The following is a 17347-nucleotide window of genomic DNA, read 5'->3' as shown; positions in this document are numbered from 1 at the left end:
GAGGCCTTTTCTCATGACATCGATGCATTCGGTAGTGATCGTTGAGCCGGTTCGAACGGCCATCGGAACATTCGGCGGCACCTTGAAGGATATTCCGGCCGTCGAACTGGGCGCGGCGGCCATCAACGGCGCTCTTCAGCGTTCCAACCTGCGGTCTGACGAGATCGGCACGGTGGTGATGGGAAACACGGTGCAGGCCGGCAACAAGATGAATCCCGCGCGCCAGGCCGCGATCCACGGGGGACTTCCGGTCCAGGTACCTGCCATGACGGTGAATCGCGTCTGCGGCTCCGGCGCACAGGCAATCGTTTCCGCGGCACACGAAATCCTGATGGGTTCGGTGGATGCAGCCATCGCCGGCGGCATGGAGAACATGGACGCAGCTCCGTACCTGGTCGCGCGCGGCCGATGGGGCCACCGCTTGGGGGACGCCACCCTCCACGACAGCGTGTTGCGCGACGGCCTCAACGATGCCTTCTCGGACGCGCACTCGGGCTGGCACACGGAAGACCTGGTCACGAAGTTTCAGATCAGCCGAGCAACGCAAGACGAATGGGCCCTGCGTTCGCATGCGCGCTTCTCCGCAGCGCAGAGCGCCGGCAAGTTCGAGGGCGAGATCGTCCCCGTCGAAGTTCGCGCCCGAAAGGGACCGAGCCCGTTCCGCGTCGACGAACATAACCGGCCGGACGCGACGATCGAGGCGCTGGCCAAGCTGAAGCCGGCTTTCCGCGATGACGGCACGATCACCGCCGGCAATGCCCCCGGCTTGAACACAGCCGCAGCGGCGATGGTCCTGGCGGGAGAGGATTGGGCCGCCAAACGCGGTCTGGCGCCGATTGCCCGGCTCGTGTCCTACGGCATCGCGGCGGTCGAGCCGGGCATGTTTGGCCTCGGCCCGATCCCCGCCGTCAGGCAGGCGCTGGCGCGCGCCGGCTGGAGCAATGATGACGTCGATCGCATCGAGATCAACGAAGCGTTTGCCGCCATAGCGCTTGCGGTCGTGCAGGAGCTCAAGCTCCCGCCCGAGATCGTGAATGTCGAGGGCGGCGCCATCGCGCACGGCCATCCGATCGGCGCGACCGGCGCCGTGCTGACCACCCGCCTCCTCCATTCGATGCGCCGGGACGGTCTCAGGAAAGGTGTCGTTACGATGTGCATCGGCGGTGGCCAGGGGATTGCTCTCGCCCTCGAGATGATCGCTTGACGACAACCGCAGGAGCCTTCCATGGTTCTTCTCGTGACGAGCGCCTCAGGCGCGAATGGCTCAGGTTACGGCAAGCTCCTGGCGTTCGATGCGGACGGCAAAGTGCTCGGTCCGTTCGGTGAAGACGCCCGGATCATCGACCCGCGCGGACTCGCCGTCGACGGTTCATTGCTCTTCCTCAACAGTGGCTCGGACCGCATTCTGGTGCTCGATAGCGGGACGCGTGTGGTGCGCGACACCGGCGTGATACCCGGGCTGAACCCAGGCGGCGGTAATTTCGGACCGGATGGCCGGTACTATGTCGGATTGCGCGCTGCACGGACGATCATGGCGTTTGCGGCGACGCTCGATGGTTCTGGCGAAGCTGTGCTCCCGACCGCAGTGGTTCCGTTCCCTCGCGGTTTCGCCTTCGGACAGGACGGCACTCTCTTTCTCGCATCGGGCATCGGCCCGGGCGGCGAAGGCGACAACAGCATTCTGGCGCTCGGTCCGGAGTGGGCGGTCAATCCCTCCTGGAAGGTCCAGGATCCGGAGCTCAGTCCGCTCGATCTCACGATCGCGCCAAACGGAAACGTGGTTGTCAGTAGTGAACATCCCTTCGGAGATCCTGATGCAGTGACGACCCTCCGCGAATATGATCGATCCAACGGCCGTCTTGTTCGCGTCCTTGCTCCGGATCGCGGACTTGGATTCAGGAAGCCGCGCGGCCTGCGCTTCGAGTCAGACGGAAACCTGTATTGCGTGGCCCAGGACGAGGTCGTCGCGTTCGATTTCGCGACGGGTAAATCTCTGGGGCCCGTGGTCAGGCTGCCGGGCCTCAACGGCCAGGCCGTCATCTTCTTTGGATAGGGAGGAAAAGGATGGAGGCGTCGGAAACAGCGCAGCGGTTCGCGCATGAGCAATGGCCGTACGGGCCGAAGTTCAAGCGCGTCAATGGCTGGCGCATGCACTACGTCGACGAGGGCGTCGGCGCCCCGGTGGTTCTCCTGCACGGCAACCCGGCCTGGGGATTTCTGTACCGGAAATTCATCAAGCCGCTGACAGCGGCCGGCAGGCGCGTGATCATTCCGGACATGATCGGCTTCGGACTGTCCGAGAAGCCTGTCCGCGAGCAGGCCCACACGCTCGACGGACACATCGCCAATTTGACCAGCCTTCTGCGACAGCTCGATGTGCGAAACGCCACCGTGGTCTGTCACGATTGGGGCGGACCGACCGGCCTCGGTTTTGCCCTATCGAATTCGGACCGCGTCCGCGCACTGATCATCATGAGCACGTGGGCATGGCCGTTACCTCCGGCCGAATTTCACAGGCGGATATTTCCGTGGCGCATGATGCATGCGCCCCTCGTCGGGCCCTATCTTCTTGGTCGCCACAACGCGCTTGCAGGTCGCGGGATGTATCTTTCCGTCGTCGACCGCAAGAAGTTCCGCGCGGAAGCCCAGAGCGTCTATGAGAACATCCTGCCCGATCCGGGATCGCGTCTGCTCACATGGACCTGGCCGCGCTGGATTCCGATGGACGAAAGCGCTCGCGGCTTGACGCGCTTCGAATGGCTGGAACGCGAGCTGAGGAAGTCGAAGCTTCCGACGCTGCTGGTCTGGGGGCGCGAAGACGAGGTCTTCGACTACAAGACGTTCGCGACGCGCTTCAAGGAGCTCTTACCGCATGCCGAAGGGCCCGAGTTGGTGACGGGCCGGCACTTTTTGCAGGAGGATTCTGGAGAGGAGATCGCCGGGAAGATCAACCGTTTCCTGGACCGCATCGAGGAAAGGCAGTCATGACACCTATTGAAGTCATCGAAAATCCGACGCTCGACAGCAAGAGGAGAGCGTTCGTGCTCGCGGAAGACCGCGTCGGGCACTACCCGGAATTCCGCGAATTCTTCGTCAGGCAGTTCTCTCTGGAAACGAACGCCCTATCGAACCCCGGCTATGTCCGGGCGCCCTCGGGAATGGTCTACGCGCTCGTCTTCATCGGCCGCAGCGGTGAACCGTTTCCTGACGGGATCGAGATCTACGCCCTGCCCGACGCGCTAGAGCCGCTGAACGAGCCGGAGGTCGACGCCGATCTTTGGGCATTGCTGACGTGGATGATAGCTGGCGTCGGCGGCGACTGGCGCACGGAGGACCTGGATGCGACCGGCCGGCTGTACCAATTGAGCGTGGCCGCGGGCTCCTAATGCCTCACGGGCTGATCCGTTCATTCGGCCGCGATCGCCGTCAGGTCTTTGGCTTCGTGAAGGATGACTCCCGACAGCGGGTCGAAATCGCCCGCCCAAGGCTTGCGCGCGAGCACGGCCTTGGTGTGCGCGTAGCCTGCTTCCCAACGCTGCTCGATTGCGGCCTGACTGAAATCGACGTCCTTGGTGTGGTCCTCATGATCCAGCTGCGGCCCTAGCAGTTGGACCACATGCATGCGGGTCTGGCAGCCATAGCCCAGCAACTCCCTGACCTCGGGCTTGTTGCGCTCGCTTTCGGGCAGTCGCGACGCGAGTTGGTTGATGACGTGACGCAACCGGTGCGCCTGCTGGTGTCGGATGATCTGGCTCGCGATGCGGCTGGAATACTGGACGTCCTTGTGGCGGTTGAGGACATCGGCCATGGTCGCCGGCTCGGCCCCTACCGGATTCCACAGATGGACAGAGAAGATCACCGAGTCCCTTCTCGGACTGTCGTCGAACACCGCCTCAGTGGGCGTATTGGAAAGGATGCCGCCGTCCCAGTAGAGTTCGCCGTCGATGCGCACAGGCGGAAAGGCGGGCGGAAGAGCGCCCGAAGCCATGATGTGCCTGACATCGATTCTTCCCTCACGGGTGTCGAAATAGCGCATCCGGCTGGTTCGGACGTGTGCGGCGCCAACCGTCAGGCGCGGCCTTCCCTGATTGATAAGGTCGAAGTTCACCAGCTCGGCAAGAGTGTGTTCGAGCGGCGCCGTCGAGTAGTAGCCGGCGCGGTCGGCGCCCAGTGGAAATGCATCCCCGGCATGGGCGAGCGGATTTGGCGTGAAGAAACCGGGAATGCCCTGGGTCAGCGTGGTCCAGTACGCCCATCGCGCGCCCAATCCGGGAAATGCGCCCTGAAAACTCCAGTGCCGGGCGCGCTGCACGCGGCTCCAGAACTCATCCAGCTGCTCGAGCCGGCGCTGCGGCTCGTTGCCGGCAATGAGGCTTGCGTTGATGGCGCCGATCGAGGTGCCGATGATCCAGTCGGGCTCGATCTCAGCTTCCTGCAATGCCTGATAGACACCGGCCTGATACGATCCCAGCGCACCACCGCCCTGCAGCACCAGCACGATCTGGCCCGGCAGCTCGCCTCGGGCGCTGCGCGGGTGATCCGAGGAGTGAGAAGAATAGGTCGGTCGCTGCATTCGAAGCCTCCTTCCGCTTGCCGGATGCGCTTGTCGCCCTTGTTTCAATGCCTGGCGAGGCGCTGTCAATCGCGGCAAACCTCGCCGTCGCGCTGCGCCGGTCTATCTATCCACGTCCATGGAAAACGCAGCGCAGCAGCACCTCAAAATGCGGCGCGGCGATGATGACGAGGCTTGCCACCGCGCTGCCCGTCATCGCATAGGCGAACAGCGCGTCCCTCACCATTCTGGACAGGGTCTGCACCGTTTCGAGGGCGATGGCTTTCGCGCGGACCGAGCCGCGGGAAGCTGTTCCGCCGCTGCAGACCGGCATCGCGGTCAGATTTTGATAGGTGTTCATCGATTCTCTCCTTGGTCGGCTCGGACGCGTGGAGAGATGGCCAATTCTCGCGCGGCATGGCAGATAGGACGGAGCGATATCGCTCATTCCTGCGGAGAATAGGATGGATCGTCTGGCATCAATGGAGACGTTCGTGCGGGTGGTCGAAACGGGGTCCTTCTCTGGCGCGGCGCGGCAGCTTCGGGTGGGGCAACCGGCCGTCTCCAAATCGGTCGCACAGCTGGAGGAGTATCTTGGAGTGAAGCTTCTGACGCGCTCGACCCGTGGCCTCACCCCGACGGAAGCAGGACTTGGCTATCTCGAGCGTGCCAGGCGCGCCCTCGAGGAAGCAGCCGAGGCCGAGCTCGCCGCGCGGGGAGCCGGAGCCGGACTCAAGGGGCGATTGCGGATCTGCGGTGCCGTTACTTTCGCCCGGATCCACCTCATTCCGCTGTTGCCGCAATTCATGGCGCAGAATCCGGACCTGGACCTCGAGGTTGTTCTGGACGACCGTCAGATCGACCTCGTCCAGGAGGGCATCGACGTGGCACTCCGGATGGGGAAGATGATGGACTCGACACTGACTGCTCGCCGAATCGCAAGGTGCAAGCGGCTCGTGCTGGGCACGCCAGGCTACTTCGATCGGGCGGGCACGCCGTCGACGCCGAGTGAACTGAGCAAGCACCAGGCCGTCGTCTATCTGCAGGGAGAAGGCAGCGTCTGGTCGTTCAGACGCGAAAGTACGGAACTGGCCGTTAGCGTTCAAAGCAGATTGCGAGTGACCGCTGCGGAAGGTGTAAGGGCGGCGGTGCTCGCACATGCAGGACTGACCATCGCGTCGGAGTGGATGTTCACACCCGAACTGCGATCGGGTGCCGTCCGTGCGGTCCTGTCGGAATGGACGCTCCCGCCACTTGACCTATGGGCGGTACTTCCGACTGGCCGTGCGGCGACGGCCAAAGCGAGAGCGTTCGTCGCCTTCTTCGAGCGTGCGTTCAATGCGTAAGCGATGCAGTCTCGGGGCGTAGTTGGCGCGGGTCGTGAGACGAACGAGCATGCCTTCGATCCCGACCAGCATTCAACGCTTCGGGTGAACGAGTACGGTGACAAGCAAGGGAGCTGCTCATCCCGAGCCTCCTGCGAAGGAGCGTCACCATGTCCCTCATCTCGATCCTGCAGCGCTCAGCTTACGCTGCCGCCGCTGCTGTTGCCCTCGCCGGCCTGCTTTCGCCGGCAAATGCAACCAGCCGGCACGATACCGTCGCCGTTTTCCCTGATGTGACGATCAGCGCCGCCACAGACCGTGCGCCGATCATGTTGACCTCGCGCTTGCCCTGGCTTGCTCCGGTCGGCCATCGGCAACCGCATCAGGCAGATGTCCCTCACCACGAAGCCGTCTCGGCGTGGGAACACCAGCAACAGCAGGTAGACCGGGAATTGGACCGTAAGCTGATCATCTGCCGCGGATGCTGACCCCGCTGCGCGCCATCATTCCCGAACGGAATAAGCTCTAGTCCGACGTGCCCGCTACCTCCTGTGGCGGTCTCCTTTAGGTTTTACGCGTGAGTTCAACGAAACGGGCGGCGCCGCCGTCCCCACGCAGACGCCAAAGGAGACCCGTCATGTCGCTTCAAGCCAGTCTCGACACCTTCAAAGCCGATTTTGAAGCCGGAAAGCCGCCCTACAATGTTCCCCCCGCCGTCATCGAGACGATGCACCGCGCCACGGCCGAGCTGATCCAGTCGGGAGCCGCCCGGCGCGCCAGGAAGGCAGGCGATGTCGCCCCGTCCTTCTCGCTGAAAGATCCGGAGGGCAACCTCGTCAACTCGACCGACCTCCTGAAGCGCGGTCCGCTGGTGCTCAGCTTCTACCGTGGCGTCTGGTGCCCGTACTGCAACATGGAGCTGCAGGCGCTCGAAGCCGCCAAGCCGGAGTTCGACAAATACGGCGCTTCGCTGGTGGCGATCTCGCCGCAGACCGCCCCCAACAGCCGCAAGTCGGTGCGCCAGAACAAGCTCTCGTTCCCTATCCTGTCGGACGTCAAGGGCAAGGTCGGCGCCGCGTTCGGCCTGCGCTTCGACCTGCCCGACTATCTGATCGAGCTCTACAAGCAGCTCAAGAACGATCTGCCGACGTTCAACGACGATCCGAGTTGGACGCTGCCGATGCCGGCCCGCTACGTCATCGGCCAGGACGGCGTGATCCTCTATTCCGAAGTGAACCCCGACTACACCCGCCGGCCCGAGCCTGAAGACATGATACCGGTCCTGCAGCGGGCGGTCGCCGTCAAGGCGTGACGGCGCATGAGGCGGCCGGTGGGGCGCAATGACCATCGGCCGCTGTCCTTCAACTCAAGCAACCGAAAGGAATATTCCCATGTCCAGGCTGTTCACGTCGACCCAGGTCGGTCCCTACAAATTGTCCCATCGCGTCGTGATGGCACCGCTGACGCGGATGCGCTCAGATCCAGGCGACATTCCGAGCGATCTGATGGTCGAATACTACACCCAGCGCGCGTCCAAGGGCGGCCTGATCATCTCCGAAGCGACACCGGTCTCGATCCGCGGCTATGGATATGCCGGTGCGCCTGGTATCTACTCGGACACCCAGATCGCAGGATGGCAACGCGTCACCAACGCGGTCCACGCCAAAGGCGGCCGTATCTTCCAGCAATTGTGGCACGTCGGCCGGCAGTCGCATGTCGACTTGCAGCCGAACGGAGATGCGCCGGTCGCGCCGTCCGCGATTGCGGCCGAGGGCTACGCGTACACCAAACATGGCGAAGCGCCCTTCTCGATGCCGCGCGCCCTGGAGCTGGATGAGATCCCCGGCATCATCGAAGAGTTCCGGTCGGGCGCCGAACGGGCGCTGCGGGCGGGTTTCGATGGTGTCGAGATTCACGGCGCAAACGGTTACCTCCCCGACCAGTTTCTTCAGGACGGCACCAACAAGCGCTGCGATGAATATGGCGGTCCCGTCGAAAACCGCGCGCGCTTCCTGCTGGAGATCACTCGAGCCGCGATCTCCGTCTGGGGAGCCGATCGCGTCGGCGTGCGGATTTCGCCGAGCAGCACCTACGGATCGATGTCGGACAGCGATCCGCAGACGACCTTCGGATACCTGACCGCCGAGCTCGATCGCCTCGCGATCGCCTATCTCCACGTCGTCGAACCGCGCATCAAGGGGACCGAGGACGTCGCGCACGGCGAGGCCGCCATCGGTGCCCGGCAGCTGCGGAAGACGTTCTCACGGACTCTGATCGCCGCCGGAGGCTTCACCCCGGCATCGGCAGAAGCCACCGTCACCTTTGGCGATGGCGATCTCGTCGCCTTCGGCCGCCACTTCATCGCCAACCCGGATCTGCCGGAGCGCATCCGGCAGGGACTGCCGCTCACTCGCTACGACCGCTCGACCTTCTATGGCGGCGACGCGCGCGGTTACACGGACTACCCGACCGCAGAAGCGGCGGCAGCAGCCTGAACCTGCTCGCGTCTGTCATCTCTCAGCCAGCGAGGGTGCATCGCCGCCCTTCGCTGGCCTACGCTCGCCAACCGTATCCGCTTCAGTAACCTTCGCCTGGTCCGCATCGGCGAGAGCCGCCGGCCTTGCGAAGATATCCCGACCCGACGGTTCTTGCATCTTGCGCCACTGCGCCGGAGTGACGCCCATGTGGCTGTTGAAGGCGCGCTGGAAGGCGGCTTCGGATTGATACCCCACCGCCTCCGCCACGGCCCCCGTCGAAAGAGACGACTTCCTTAGCTCGTTCGCCGCGACCGTCATCCGGATGCCAGCCAGAAGATCGGAGGCCGATCGCCCGAGCAGATCTCATTCGCCTCGCCCGGCCCTTGATCGATCCGTCATGGCGCGCCGTAGGAGCAGCGCAGATCGAGCCGCCCGCGCACCGGCATCGTCTCGAACAGCCTGCTGAGCCAATCCATGGCGACCTCCTTAACGAACCGATCTTGAGACGATAGAGCATACATTCGAGCTTCCTCGACATTCAAAGTCTCGCCTGACGCTCATACTGTCACTCCGCAATCGTTCACCACCTCAACAAAGGAGTGCCATCATGTCCCGTCTTTCCGTCCCCAATCTCGAATCCGACACCGGTCCGTCCGGCCAAGTCTACGCGCAGATCAAGAAGGCAATCGGCAGCGTGCCGAACACCTTCGCGGCTCTCGCCGCCCACGGCCCTGCTGCGCTCAAGTCGGTCCTCGCCGCTGATGCCGTGCTCGCGTCCGGCTCGCTCAGCAAGCGCGACCAGGAAACCATCAAGCTGATCATCAGCGGTGTGGCCGGCTGCGACTACTGCGAGGCTGCGCACAGCCTGCTCGGCAAGCTCGCAGGATTGAAGCCTGACGAGTTGAAGAGCATCCGCGATGGCAAGCCCACAGGCGATGCCAGGCGCGACGCACTCGCCCGCTTCGTCCGCAAGCTCGCGGAAGCCAGCGGCACCGTCAGCGACGAGGAGTTCGCCGCGATTAAGGCCGCCGGCTACAGCGACGCCCAGCTCGTCGAGATTAGCCTGGCCTTCGCGACCACCGTCTTCACCAACGTCTTCAACCGCATCAACGACACCGAGATCGACTTCCCCGCCGTCGCATGAAGCGACCGTGCGATCAGTCAGATCTTCAGCATGAAAGGATCACGACCATGGCTACGCTTTCCACCACCGTTCAGAATCCGCTCGTCCGGGCGCTGCACAGCTCCGGCCTGCTGGCCGAGGACCTCGACTACCACGTTGTCCGGGCCTCGATGGTGATCATGTTCGCCTTCTTCGGTTACCAGAAGTGGTTTCCGTATGAATTCGAACGACTGGTCCCGTTCATCAGCAACGGGCCGCTGATCTGGTGGCTCTATCCGGTCTTCGGCCACGCCGGCGCCAGTTACTTCCTGGGCGCCTCGGAGTGGACGTTCGGGACCCTGCTGCTCGCAGGCTTCTGGGACAAGCGGCTCGGCGTTCTTGGCGCACTGGGCTCGACAGGCACCTTCATCGCGACCGTCACCATCATTCCTTTCATGCCGGAGGGCTGGGACGTCGCTGCGGGAGGCTTCCCTGCGATGACCGGTAACGTGCCCTTCCTGATGAAGGACGTCGTCCTGCTCGCCGTCTCGCTCTACCTGCTGAGGCAGGACGTGGTTCGCCTGACGCGGCAATAGGGTGGCACCCTGCTGATGGCGAGGCGTCGCCGGCGAGAGTCACACCTCGCCGGCGATTGCGCGTTCCAAAATGCCGAAGGGGTGCTGCGGAAAATTGCGCGGCCATCAAACTGTTTGTTCCCGACGATCTGTGATGCACCTGGTTCGGCCGAATGTCCGCTTTGCCACCAAAACCTGCCGGTGCTCGAAGCTGGGGCTTTAGACGCCCCGCCCATCTGTACGATCAGGTGCGCTGCTATACTCCGTTAGCGAAAACGCGTTGGATTACCGACCTCGACCGGGATAAGCCAAGCTCACTACTTCGGTCAGCGTCCTCAATGCGAAAGGAAGCGAGAACAACTGCACCAGACTACGCAAAACTGCGCGATAGCAGCCGGCCGCCGCACTACCCACTCAATCATTTCGAACGACGTTTCGTACGTTGATTTGTAAGCACAAATTTTCAACTCTGACGGACAAATGCCGACGGTATACCCGCCGCAATCTTTTGGTCTTGAGTTCACAGAAAAATTCCAGCCGCTCGCAATGCTGGCGATTCCGCTACCTATCGGAGTCAATCGACTGATCAGCGCTGCGTGCCTAACCAAGACTGCCGTGCCCGCGCTGGTGCGGCGACGCTTCAAATACCGTCAGAGGCGCGGGCACTTGTGAACGTGATCGGCAACGGCGTGGCGACGATCGTGATTGCGCGGACCGAAGGCGAGCTCGATCCAGTCCGTTTGACTGATGTGCTCGACGCCAGGATGGCGGCCGCCGAAACGATGCGAGCTCCGGCGGCGCTGATCGATGATAACCCGCTCCCTGCTCACAACCAGGCCTAGACCTTTGTCCACCTGCCCCTCGCGGTCGCTCAATGGCGCCCGAGGGACGGGCCGGCGTCGATCATGGACTATCTGCCTTTGCTCTCGTAGCTTTTGACGAGTTCGAGCCATTCAAAACGCCGCTCCGACTTCAACATGTTCTTGAGCTTGCCCTCGTATTCGACTCGATACGCTTTCTTCAGGTGGCAATCTTGGAAATACTGCGCGCTGCATGCCCAGGTTTCGTAGAGTACTAGGGTATCGGCATCTTCCACCGAACGGTGAAGATAAGTGTTTACGAAGTCAGGTTCATTCGACATTTCGTCGAGCACCTTTACGAGGCTCGAATAGAGTGCTTCGCGTGCTTCGGCCTTGACGGGCAAATGAACGATGAATGAAATAGTCTGAGACATGGATAAGCTCCTAGAGTTGGACCAAGAGTGCTCAATCAACCGTCTCGGCGGCGTTCAGCTCGGCGCGGCCGTGGCGGACTTAAGCAGCTGATAATCTGCGATGACATCCCTGGCTCCTAGTGAGCGAAAAGCGATGCTGCAAGGGTAGAGTTGATCGTTTACCCCTTATGATTGGGATTGCGCTGTCCCTGGATGGGCTGCGAGGCGGACACCTTCGACGAGAAGCGCATAATCTTCGGGGCGCATCCAGGGTGGCCTTTCCTGCCACCTCTCAAGCTGCTCCACCGATTGCGGGGGAACACGTTCGAGCGCTTCGCGCGCCTCGTCCGAACGCCCGAGATGAGCAAGCGACGCTGCAATGTATTGGAAGGTGACAACGTAACCCGGACGCAGGCGAGCAACGTGGCGCAACGTCTGCAGCGCGGCCGTGAAATCGCGTGAAAAGAACTGCAAAAGCCCACGCCAGATCAACCAAAGCCAAATCAAGGGATCGTGTGGGCTGGCACGCAATGCCTGCTGCAGTCTTTCGAGTGCTTCCTCTCGATATCCGCCGAACCCGAGCACACAGCCAAGCATGCTGATGACAAACGCGCTGTTTGGATTGAGGGCAATTGCGGTGCGCGTTTCCGCGATCGCCGCTTCCCATTCGCTACCCCACATCATCATGTGTGCCAGTACGGCATGCGCCGTCGCATCCTTGTCATCGAGCGATACCGCGATTTGCGCTTCGTCACGCGCGGTTTCTTGAACCTCCACGAAAGGGCGGCTCGAAAAGTGCCAGATATCCCACTGGAGAGCCAGCGCATATCCATAGTGGCCGGGCGCGAAATGCGGATCGAGCGCGATAGCTTGGCGGAAGAAAGCCAGCGCGACCTTGTTCTCTTCCGGCCGATATTTGTGGAGGTGCCAAAGGCCGCGCTGATAGGCTTCCCACGCATCAAGCCGTTCCGGCGGCCTGCGGAGCACGCGCTCTTGCTCGGCGGCAGCCAGTGCCGGCTCTATCACCGCGGCGACGCTCCCGGCGATTTCATCCTGCACCGCGAAGATGTCGCTGATGTCGCGGTCATAGCGCTCGGCCCACAGATGCGCGCCTGTAAGCGCATCGATCAACTGTCCCGTGATTCGTATCCGGTCGCCGGCTTTGCGCACTGAGCCCTCGAGCACATAGCGAACTCCTAGCTCGCGCCCAGCCTGCTTCACGTCGACGGCACGCCCCTTGTAAGTAAAGCTCGAATTGCGGGCGATCACAAAGAGCCAGCGGATACGCGAGAGCGCGGTAATGATATCCTCGACCATACCGTCGGCAAAATATTCCTGTTCCGGATCGCCGCTCATATTTTGAAACGGCAGCACAGCGATCGACGGCTTGTCAGGTAGCGGGAGGACCTGAGGGCGCGGAGATTGTACGTCAGGTAAAACCGTCCCGAGATTACCACTCGACCTCGTTCCGTAGACGTGCACCGGGCGATTGATGTTCTTCAGCCTTTGCTCGCCAAAATCGGCGAACTCGACCGCGACCCTGCCACGAACCTGATCGTACACGGAAGCTGAGATACAGATGCCGCCCGGCTCCGCTACGCTCTCGAGTCGGGCCGCGACGTTGACGCCATCGCCAAGGATGTCATCCTCCTCGATCAGGATATCGCCAAGGTTGATCCCGATCCGAAACAGCATGCGCCGGCCCTCGGGGACTCTGTTGTTCCGCTGGGCCATCACCACTTGCATGGTCGCCGCGCATTCGACCGCATCTACTACCGAGTGAAACTCAAGCAGCACGCCGTCTCCGGTCGTCTTGACGATCCGACCGCCATGTTTGGCCACAAGCGCGTCAATCACCGCTCGGTGCTCTCGGAGGGTCCGGACGGTACCGACCTCGTCGAGGCCCATGAGTCGTGAATAGCCTGCGACGTCAGCCGCGACTATGGCCGCCAACCTGCGTCCGACCCGCGTCTCCGGCATATGTGCCCTCTGCTCCAGAACCGAGCATGTAGCGGTCTCGCGAGGACAGCCCGATACTCATCGATCGCTCGGCCGACTTCCGAAAGAAGTCTTTAGGCCTTCAATCCGATTCTGTCGGTCGGCATCGGCCTTGAATAGGCTCGCATCGACTGCAAGTCCATCCCTGCTGACTAGTCGCTCTTACTATAGCAGCACACGACGCTCCCGAACAGCCGATGGAACAGATCATCCGCGAACAAGCATCGTCCCACCGGTCAGAGTGTGCTCATGCCACCATCGACAATGAGTTCGCTACCGATGGTAAACGATGATTCATCTGAGGCGAAGAAGACGACGGCGTCAGCTACTTCCTTGGGCACGCCGCGGCGCCCCGCTGGGATTTGACCGACCAGGCCTTTGATCTCCGCATCGCCCAGGCCGATCTTGCCGTGCAAAGGCGTAGCGATTGGGCCGGAGCTCACTGCATTGACGCGAACGCCCCGCGGCAGGAGCTCGCCGGAAAGGGTGCGAGCGAGCGAAATTAATCCCGCTTTCGTCAACGCGTAGACGCTGGAATTCGGCATGCCAATGTGGGCGTTGATTGAGGTATTCAGCACAATCGAAGCCGGGTTGGCGAGAATCGGCAACAGAGCCTGGATCAGAAAAAAAGGCCCCTTCAAATTGACCGCCACCGAGCGGTCGAAGCCAGCATCGTCCCACTCGGCCAATGGACGGAAGTCGCCGATGCCGGCATTGATGAAGATTGCGTCGAGACCGCCGAAATTGTCCTGTATCTCAGCGGCTATCTTCTTCTGAGCGGCTACGTCGCCGGCATCCGCATGGATAACTTGCACGTTTCCGAGTTCCTTGCGAGCAGCTTCCAGCGAGGCCAAATTTCTGCCAGTAATGGCTACGCGGGCCCCTTCCTCGAGGAAGCGGCGAGCCGTCTCGAGCCCGATGCCGCTGCTGCCGCCCGTGACAAGAGTGCGCTTATTATTCAACCTGTTCATTTGTCAGGTCGTCCTCCGTTAAAGAGCTGTGCCGGTCCAACGGAGAAGCGCCGCAATGCGGTTGCACAAACAAGCACACCTGCGTCGATAGTCCGCGCGCGTTCTGAATTGCTCGCTACTTCCTGATGGTTTCCTGGAGCGGCGATTGATCGACCTCGATGCTCTAGGTCGGGACCATCACCGCACTCTTTGAGTGATCAATCGCTAGGAACGGAGTATAGAGCCCCTAAAATTGATGGCTCAATTGTACCATGGTGTGAACAATTCTTGTGCATACCAGCAGAGCTGAAGGCTTGCGAACGAAATCGTCGCGCAGGCGAGCAACCCTCCGATGCCACCGAGGTCACTCCCTCCCTACTCACCACCATGGACTTTTTGACGCCAGGCAGATGCGAAAGCTTCCAACTCCGCAGCCTGAAGCCTGGCCAGGCTGATCTTTGGAAGACCAAACCGCAAGGACCTTGATGTCCAGGTATTTTCCGAGATCTCCTCATGCACCGGCTATTCGATTATCGCTTGCGTTTGTTGCTCTGACGGCCTGCCACATCAGCCGCGACCCTGCGTCAGACCTGCGCCTCCAGCATGTGTGCGCTCTGCCAGTAACGAGCAATCTATAGGTAGAAATTGGGGCGAGCCCACGGGAGTATCAATGACTTCGGAGAGGATCGGCGGATAGGCAGCCGTTCAATAATGTCCGCTAGACTTTAAGCTCAGCAGCCACTTTCCTCACCTAACAAAACCATCGAATCGCGTCATATAAATCGGGTAAAAGTCCACGTTCGCCTTCTTGAACTCATCTGAAGGCGTGCCATAGATCACCCAGCGAGTGAGCTTGGCCACGGCGAAGAACTCTTTCGAGAACGGTGCGAAGCTTTCCACTTGATGGAAGAGGGCCGCCTTCGAATCCGCGTATCGTTCGAATAAGTCAACCGTCTTCTGGTCCTCACCGATACTGCACTCGAACTGCAGCGCGCCCGGCTCCTTCGCTGTCGCTGCAACAATCTTTGCTATCAGCGACGTGAACTTGTCCATCTGATCAACGGTAACAGTGAATATCCAGTACACCTGTTCGCTCTGCATCAGTGCTCCATCTTACCGCGCCTCAAGACACACACACGATGACAATCGGCCCATTTGCCAACCACGAGTTTGCAAAACCAATTTTCGCAAGCCGCAATGTGACGTTCAGACAGGCCAATCTCTTGAAGGCTGTTGCCGACTTCTGTGAAACTTCTTGCTGTTTTTAGTTTCGAGAACGCTCGCACGCCTAGAATATCAACTCCTCTAAGCTCACGCTCCTGGAAGAAGCTATAGCTCATCGGATCCCCGGATTGATTTGGACCCGATGGATGCAGCAACGAAATGGCTTACCTTCGGCTCGGCCTTGGCGTCGTATTGACGAACGGCGTCTTGGACGACGCGGTCGGCGTTGGTAACACGCTGATGCTGCCGTAAGTGCTCAAGCCACGATGCGACGAGGAATGTTTCCAGGAATCGTCCCTCCTCGGCGGCGTCTTCAAAGATATCCCAGGCATACGCGCCGTCCCGTCGACGCTGCTGACCAAGTTCCTGGAGCGCTACCAAAAAGGCGCCGCGTCGTTCAGGATTGATGTGGTATTCAACGGTTATCAGCACTGGTCCCCGATCCGGCTCCGCGTCGATCGTCAAAACCGGAACGGGCCAATGCATGGAGGGCGTGAGATCAATTTCTGCACCGCTTTGCAGTTTCCATGGCCAGCTCAACACAATTCCAATCACGGCACCGGCAGCCGCGATGAAGTGCGCGGCCGGCAGGCTGAGCATCGAGGCAACTTGCCCCCAAATCGCGCTGCCCGCGGTCATGGCACCAAAAAAGACCGTTACGAACATGGCAAGCCCGCGGCCCCGTACCCAATCCGGCAGGGAAACCTGTGCTGAGACATTGAGGGTCGCGAGGACCGCGATCCAGGAAATACCAGCAACGATGCAGGCAACCAGCGCAGTCACGGAGTCACGTGCGAGGCCGAGCAGGATCAGGCTGACCACTGTGCCAACGGCGCCGAGTGCAACGAGCCGATCGGGCCCGAAGGTGGCTTTCATCCAGGGCAGGCCGAACGCTCCACTGACCGCGCCTGTTCCGATCGCGCCCAGCAATATGCCGTAAAGCGCCGGCCCCCCGGCGATCTGGTTGCGCGCAACAAGCGGAAGTAACGCCCAATAGGCACTCGCAAAAAAGAAGAAGCTCGCGGCTCTTATCAGTGTTGCTCGCAGATGCGGATTGTACCGGGCATGACGAAGTCCGATCACCAAGGCGCTTGTCAGACGTTCGGCAGGGAGCGCATGTCCGCCGGACGTTGACGGACGCCACCACCACAGGGCCCCGATAACGCCGAAATTGCTAAGCGCGTTCAACCAGAACGGCGCGGCAATTCCCAACCCGCCGATGATCACGCCGCCCAGTGCAGGTCCGATCGCCCTGCTGATGTTGACGCCAACCCCGTTGCTTGCCACCGCCGCAGCCAGATCCTGCCTCGGCACAAGGCTGGGTACCACCGATTGCCACGCTGGCGCGGTAAACGCTGCGCCCACGCCGAGGAGGAACGTAAACAGCAGCAGGATGGATGGATTGATGAGGCCCAGCCAGACGAGCACGGCACTCGCCGCCGCAACTAACGTGACGACGATTTCCGTAACGATCAGAAAGCGGCGTTTGTCGACGATGTCCGCCAGCGCGCCCGCCGGAAGCGCAAAGAGAAACATGGGCAGGCTGGCTGCGACTTGAACCAAAGATACGCTCAGCGGGTCGGCGTCCAGGCTCGTCATCAGCCAGCCGGACGCCGCATTATACATCCAGGTTCCGACATTGGAGACCACGGTCGCAATCCAAACCACCGTAAAGGCCGTGTGGCGAAATGCGTTCCAGGGCAACGTGCTCGGCGGGTTCGTCGTCCGCTTTGGTTGCTGATCCGTCGCCATCTTCATTCGCTCCACTCAGGTGTGGCAGTAACTGGTGCCTGACGTGAGCGGCAGCATCGCTCCCTGCCCCGCCGCAGTCTGCCAGCTACCGCAAGCTACCACTCTTCCTCCAAGAAGGACTCGACCAGAAGATCGCTGAGTAATCTTGGCCTTCACGGAGAAATGCCGGGTCGGAAGGT

The 17347-nt window shown here is 61.4% G+C and carries 18 protein-coding genes and 1 pseudogene; 11 read left to right on the top strand and 8 right to left on the bottom strand.

Annotated features, from left to right (window positions below):
• The first annotated feature begins 22 nt into the window (after positions 1-22).
• From ACE10Z_RS14395 to ACE10Z_RS14380, 4 genes are read left to right on the top strand one after another with little or no spacing between them, the layout of a single operon-like run.
• Complete coding sequence (locus ACE10Z_RS14395; protein WP_375789831.1) at positions 23-1204, top strand: thiolase family protein; 1182 nt, start codon at positions 23-25, stop codon at positions 1202-1204.
• 21 nt (positions 1205-1225) lie between these two features.
• A complete protein-coding gene (locus ACE10Z_RS14390) occupies positions 1226-2053 on the top strand; it encodes a hypothetical protein (RefSeq protein WP_375788490.1) in 828 nt (275 codons plus the stop codon).
• 11 nt (positions 2054-2064) lie between these two features.
• Entirely contained in the window at positions 2065-2988 is a 924-nt protein-coding gene (locus ACE10Z_RS14385) for an alpha/beta fold hydrolase (protein ID WP_375788489.1), read from the top strand.
• On the top strand, positions 2985-3386 hold the full coding sequence (locus ACE10Z_RS14380; protein ID WP_375788488.1) for a hypothetical protein: 402 nt from the start codon (positions 2985-2987) through the stop codon (positions 3384-3386). Before ACE10Z_RS14385 ends, ACE10Z_RS14380 begins: the two co-directional genes overlap by 4 nt.
• Before the next feature lie 20 nt (positions 3387-3406).
• Here ACE10Z_RS14380 and ACE10Z_RS14375 read toward each other — a convergent pair whose 3' ends face one another.
• Entirely contained in the window at positions 3407-4573 is a 1167-nt protein-coding gene (locus ACE10Z_RS14375) for a patatin-like phospholipase family protein (protein ID WP_375788487.1), read from the bottom strand.
• A 106-nt stretch (positions 4574-4679) separates the two neighbouring features.
• Positions 4680-4913: a hypothetical protein gene (locus ACE10Z_RS14370; RefSeq protein ID WP_375788486.1), complete on the bottom strand. Its 234-nt coding sequence runs from the start codon at positions 4911-4913 to the stop codon at positions 4680-4682.
• A gap of 103 nt (positions 4914-5016) precedes the next feature.
• On the opposite strand from ACE10Z_RS14370, the gene ACE10Z_RS14365 reads away from it, so the two are divergent.
• The 4 genes from ACE10Z_RS14365 to ACE10Z_RS14350 all read left to right on the top strand — a co-directional run bounded on the left by ACE10Z_RS14365 (position 5017) and on the right by ACE10Z_RS14350 (position 8372).
• Positions 5017-5898 carry a LysR family transcriptional regulator gene (locus tag ACE10Z_RS14365; protein WP_375788485.1) on the top strand — a complete coding sequence of 294 codons (882 nt, stop codon included), beginning with the start codon at positions 5017-5019 and terminating at the stop codon, positions 5896-5898.
• Positions 5899-6047: 149 nt separating this feature from the next.
• On the top strand, positions 6048-6365 hold the full coding sequence (locus tag ACE10Z_RS14360) for a hypothetical protein (RefSeq protein WP_375788484.1): 318 nt from the start codon (positions 6048-6050) through the stop codon (positions 6363-6365).
• Between the two features lie 149 nt (positions 6366-6514).
• On the top strand, positions 6515-7189 hold the full coding sequence (locus ACE10Z_RS14355) for a peroxiredoxin-like family protein (RefSeq protein WP_375788483.1): 675 nt from the start codon (positions 6515-6517) through the stop codon (positions 7187-7189).
• A gap of 79 nt (positions 7190-7268) precedes the next feature.
• Positions 7269-8372, top strand: coding sequence for an alkene reductase (locus ACE10Z_RS14350; RefSeq protein ID WP_375788482.1), 1104 nt, complete (start codon positions 7269-7271; stop codon positions 8370-8372).
• A gap of 15 nt (positions 8373-8387) precedes the next feature.
• On the opposite strand, the gene ACE10Z_RS14345 is transcribed toward ACE10Z_RS14350, so the two are convergent.
• Positions 8388-8672, bottom strand: a complete 285-nt coding sequence (locus ACE10Z_RS14345; protein ID WP_375788481.1) for a helix-turn-helix domain-containing protein — start codon at positions 8670-8672, stop codon at positions 8388-8390.
• A gap of 289 nt (positions 8673-8961) precedes the next feature.
• On the opposite strand from ACE10Z_RS14345, the gene ACE10Z_RS14340 reads away from it, so the two are divergent.
• The 3 genes and pseudogenes from ACE10Z_RS14340 to ACE10Z_RS14330 form a co-directional block, all read left to right on the top strand.
• The gene (locus tag ACE10Z_RS14340) at positions 8962-9498 is read left to right on the top strand and encodes a carboxymuconolactone decarboxylase family protein (protein ID WP_375788480.1); all 537 of its coding nucleotides are present in this window, start codon (positions 8962-8964) and stop codon (positions 9496-9498) included.
• A 47-nt stretch (positions 9499-9545) separates the two neighbouring features.
• Positions 9546-10052 carry a YkgB family protein gene (locus tag ACE10Z_RS14335; RefSeq protein WP_375788479.1) on the top strand — a complete coding sequence of 169 codons (507 nt, stop codon included), beginning with the start codon at positions 9546-9548 and terminating at the stop codon, positions 10050-10052.
• A 629-nt stretch (positions 10053-10681) separates the two neighbouring features.
• Positions 10682-10873 (top strand): annotated as a pseudogene (locus tag ACE10Z_RS14330) (hypothetical protein); the annotation flags it as partial.
• 68 nt (positions 10874-10941) lie between these two features.
• On the opposite strand, the gene ACE10Z_RS14325 reads toward ACE10Z_RS14330, so the two are convergent.
• The 5 genes from ACE10Z_RS14325 to ACE10Z_RS14305 form a co-directional block, all read right to left on the bottom strand.
• A complete protein-coding gene (locus ACE10Z_RS14325; RefSeq protein WP_375788478.1) occupies positions 10942-11265 on the bottom strand; it encodes a putative quinol monooxygenase in 324 nt (107 codons plus the stop codon).
• A gap of 165 nt (positions 11266-11430) precedes the next feature.
• Positions 11431-13152: an adenylate/guanylate cyclase domain-containing protein gene (locus ACE10Z_RS14320; RefSeq protein WP_375788477.1), complete on the bottom strand. Its 1722-nt coding sequence runs from the start codon at positions 13150-13152 to the stop codon at positions 11431-11433.
• A gap of 326 nt (positions 13153-13478) precedes the next feature.
• Positions 13479-14213, bottom strand: a complete 735-nt coding sequence (locus ACE10Z_RS14315) for an SDR family oxidoreductase (RefSeq protein WP_375788476.1) — start codon at positions 14211-14213, stop codon at positions 13479-13481.
• Between the two features lie 726 nt (positions 14214-14939).
• Complete coding sequence (locus ACE10Z_RS14310; RefSeq protein WP_375788475.1) at positions 14940-15293, bottom strand: putative quinol monooxygenase; 354 nt, start codon at positions 15291-15293, stop codon at positions 14940-14942.
• A 228-nt stretch (positions 15294-15521) separates the two neighbouring features.
• Positions 15522-17168 carry an MFS transporter gene (locus tag ACE10Z_RS14305; RefSeq protein WP_375788474.1) on the bottom strand — a complete coding sequence of 549 codons (1647 nt, stop codon included), beginning with the start codon at positions 17166-17168 and terminating at the stop codon, positions 15522-15524.
• Positions 17169-17347: the final 179 nt, after the last annotated feature.

The sequence above is a fragment of the Bradyrhizobium sp. Pha-3 genome, assembly GCF_042258615.1.
Lineage (GTDB): Bacteria > Pseudomonadota > Alphaproteobacteria > Rhizobiales > Xanthobacteraceae > Bradyrhizobium.
Note: the sequence above shows the minus strand (reverse complement) of the source record. Positions and strands in the feature narration are given on the sequence as shown.

Coding starts and splice junctions, on each gene's coding strand:
- ACE10Z_RS14395 (WP_375789831.1), top strand. CDS start 23: ATGCATTCGGTAGTGATCGTTGAGCCGGTTCGAACGGCCATCGGAACA.
- ACE10Z_RS14390 (WP_375788490.1), top strand. CDS start 1,226: ATGGTTCTTCTCGTGACGAGCGCCTCAGGCGCGAATGGCTCAGGTTAC.
- ACE10Z_RS14385 (WP_375788489.1), top strand. CDS start 2,065: ATGGAGGCGTCGGAAACAGCGCAGCGGTTCGCGCATGAGCAATGGCCG.
- ACE10Z_RS14380 (WP_375788488.1), top strand. CDS start 2,985: ATGACACCTATTGAAGTCATCGAAAATCCGACGCTCGACAGCAAGAGG.
- ACE10Z_RS14375 (WP_375788487.1), bottom strand. CDS start 4,573: ATGCAGCGACCGACCTATTCTTCTCACTCCTCGGATCACCCGCGCAGC.
- ACE10Z_RS14370 (WP_375788486.1), bottom strand. CDS start 4,913: ATGAACACCTATCAAAATCTGACCGCGATGCCGGTCTGCAGCGGCGGA.
- ACE10Z_RS14365 (WP_375788485.1), top strand. CDS start 5,017: ATGGATCGTCTGGCATCAATGGAGACGTTCGTGCGGGTGGTCGAAACG.
- ACE10Z_RS14360 (WP_375788484.1), top strand. CDS start 6,048: ATGTCCCTCATCTCGATCCTGCAGCGCTCAGCTTACGCTGCCGCCGCT.
- ACE10Z_RS14355 (WP_375788483.1), top strand. CDS start 6,515: ATGTCGCTTCAAGCCAGTCTCGACACCTTCAAAGCCGATTTTGAAGCC.
- ACE10Z_RS14350 (WP_375788482.1), top strand. CDS start 7,269: ATGTCCAGGCTGTTCACGTCGACCCAGGTCGGTCCCTACAAATTGTCC.
- ACE10Z_RS14345 (WP_375788481.1), bottom strand. CDS start 8,672: ATGACGGTCGCGGCGAACGAGCTAAGGAAGTCGTCTCTTTCGACGGGG.
- ACE10Z_RS14340 (WP_375788480.1), top strand. CDS start 8,962: ATGTCCCGTCTTTCCGTCCCCAATCTCGAATCCGACACCGGTCCGTCC.
- ACE10Z_RS14335 (WP_375788479.1), top strand. CDS start 9,546: ATGGCTACGCTTTCCACCACCGTTCAGAATCCGCTCGTCCGGGCGCTG.
- ACE10Z_RS14325 (WP_375788478.1), bottom strand. CDS start 11,265: ATGTCTCAGACTATTTCATTCATCGTTCATTTGCCCGTCAAGGCCGAA.
- ACE10Z_RS14320 (WP_375788477.1), bottom strand. CDS start 13,152: ATGGGCCTCGACGAGGTCGGTACCGTCCGGACCCTCCGAGAGCACCGA.
- ACE10Z_RS14315 (WP_375788476.1), bottom strand. CDS start 14,213: ATGAACAGGTTGAATAATAAGCGCACTCTTGTCACGGGCGGCAGCAGC.
- ACE10Z_RS14310 (WP_375788475.1), bottom strand. CDS start 15,293: ATGCAGAGCGAACAGGTGTACTGGATATTCACTGTTACCGTTGATCAG.
- ACE10Z_RS14305 (WP_375788474.1), bottom strand. CDS start 17,168: ATGGCGACGGATCAGCAACCAAAGCGGACGACGAACCCGCCGAGCACG.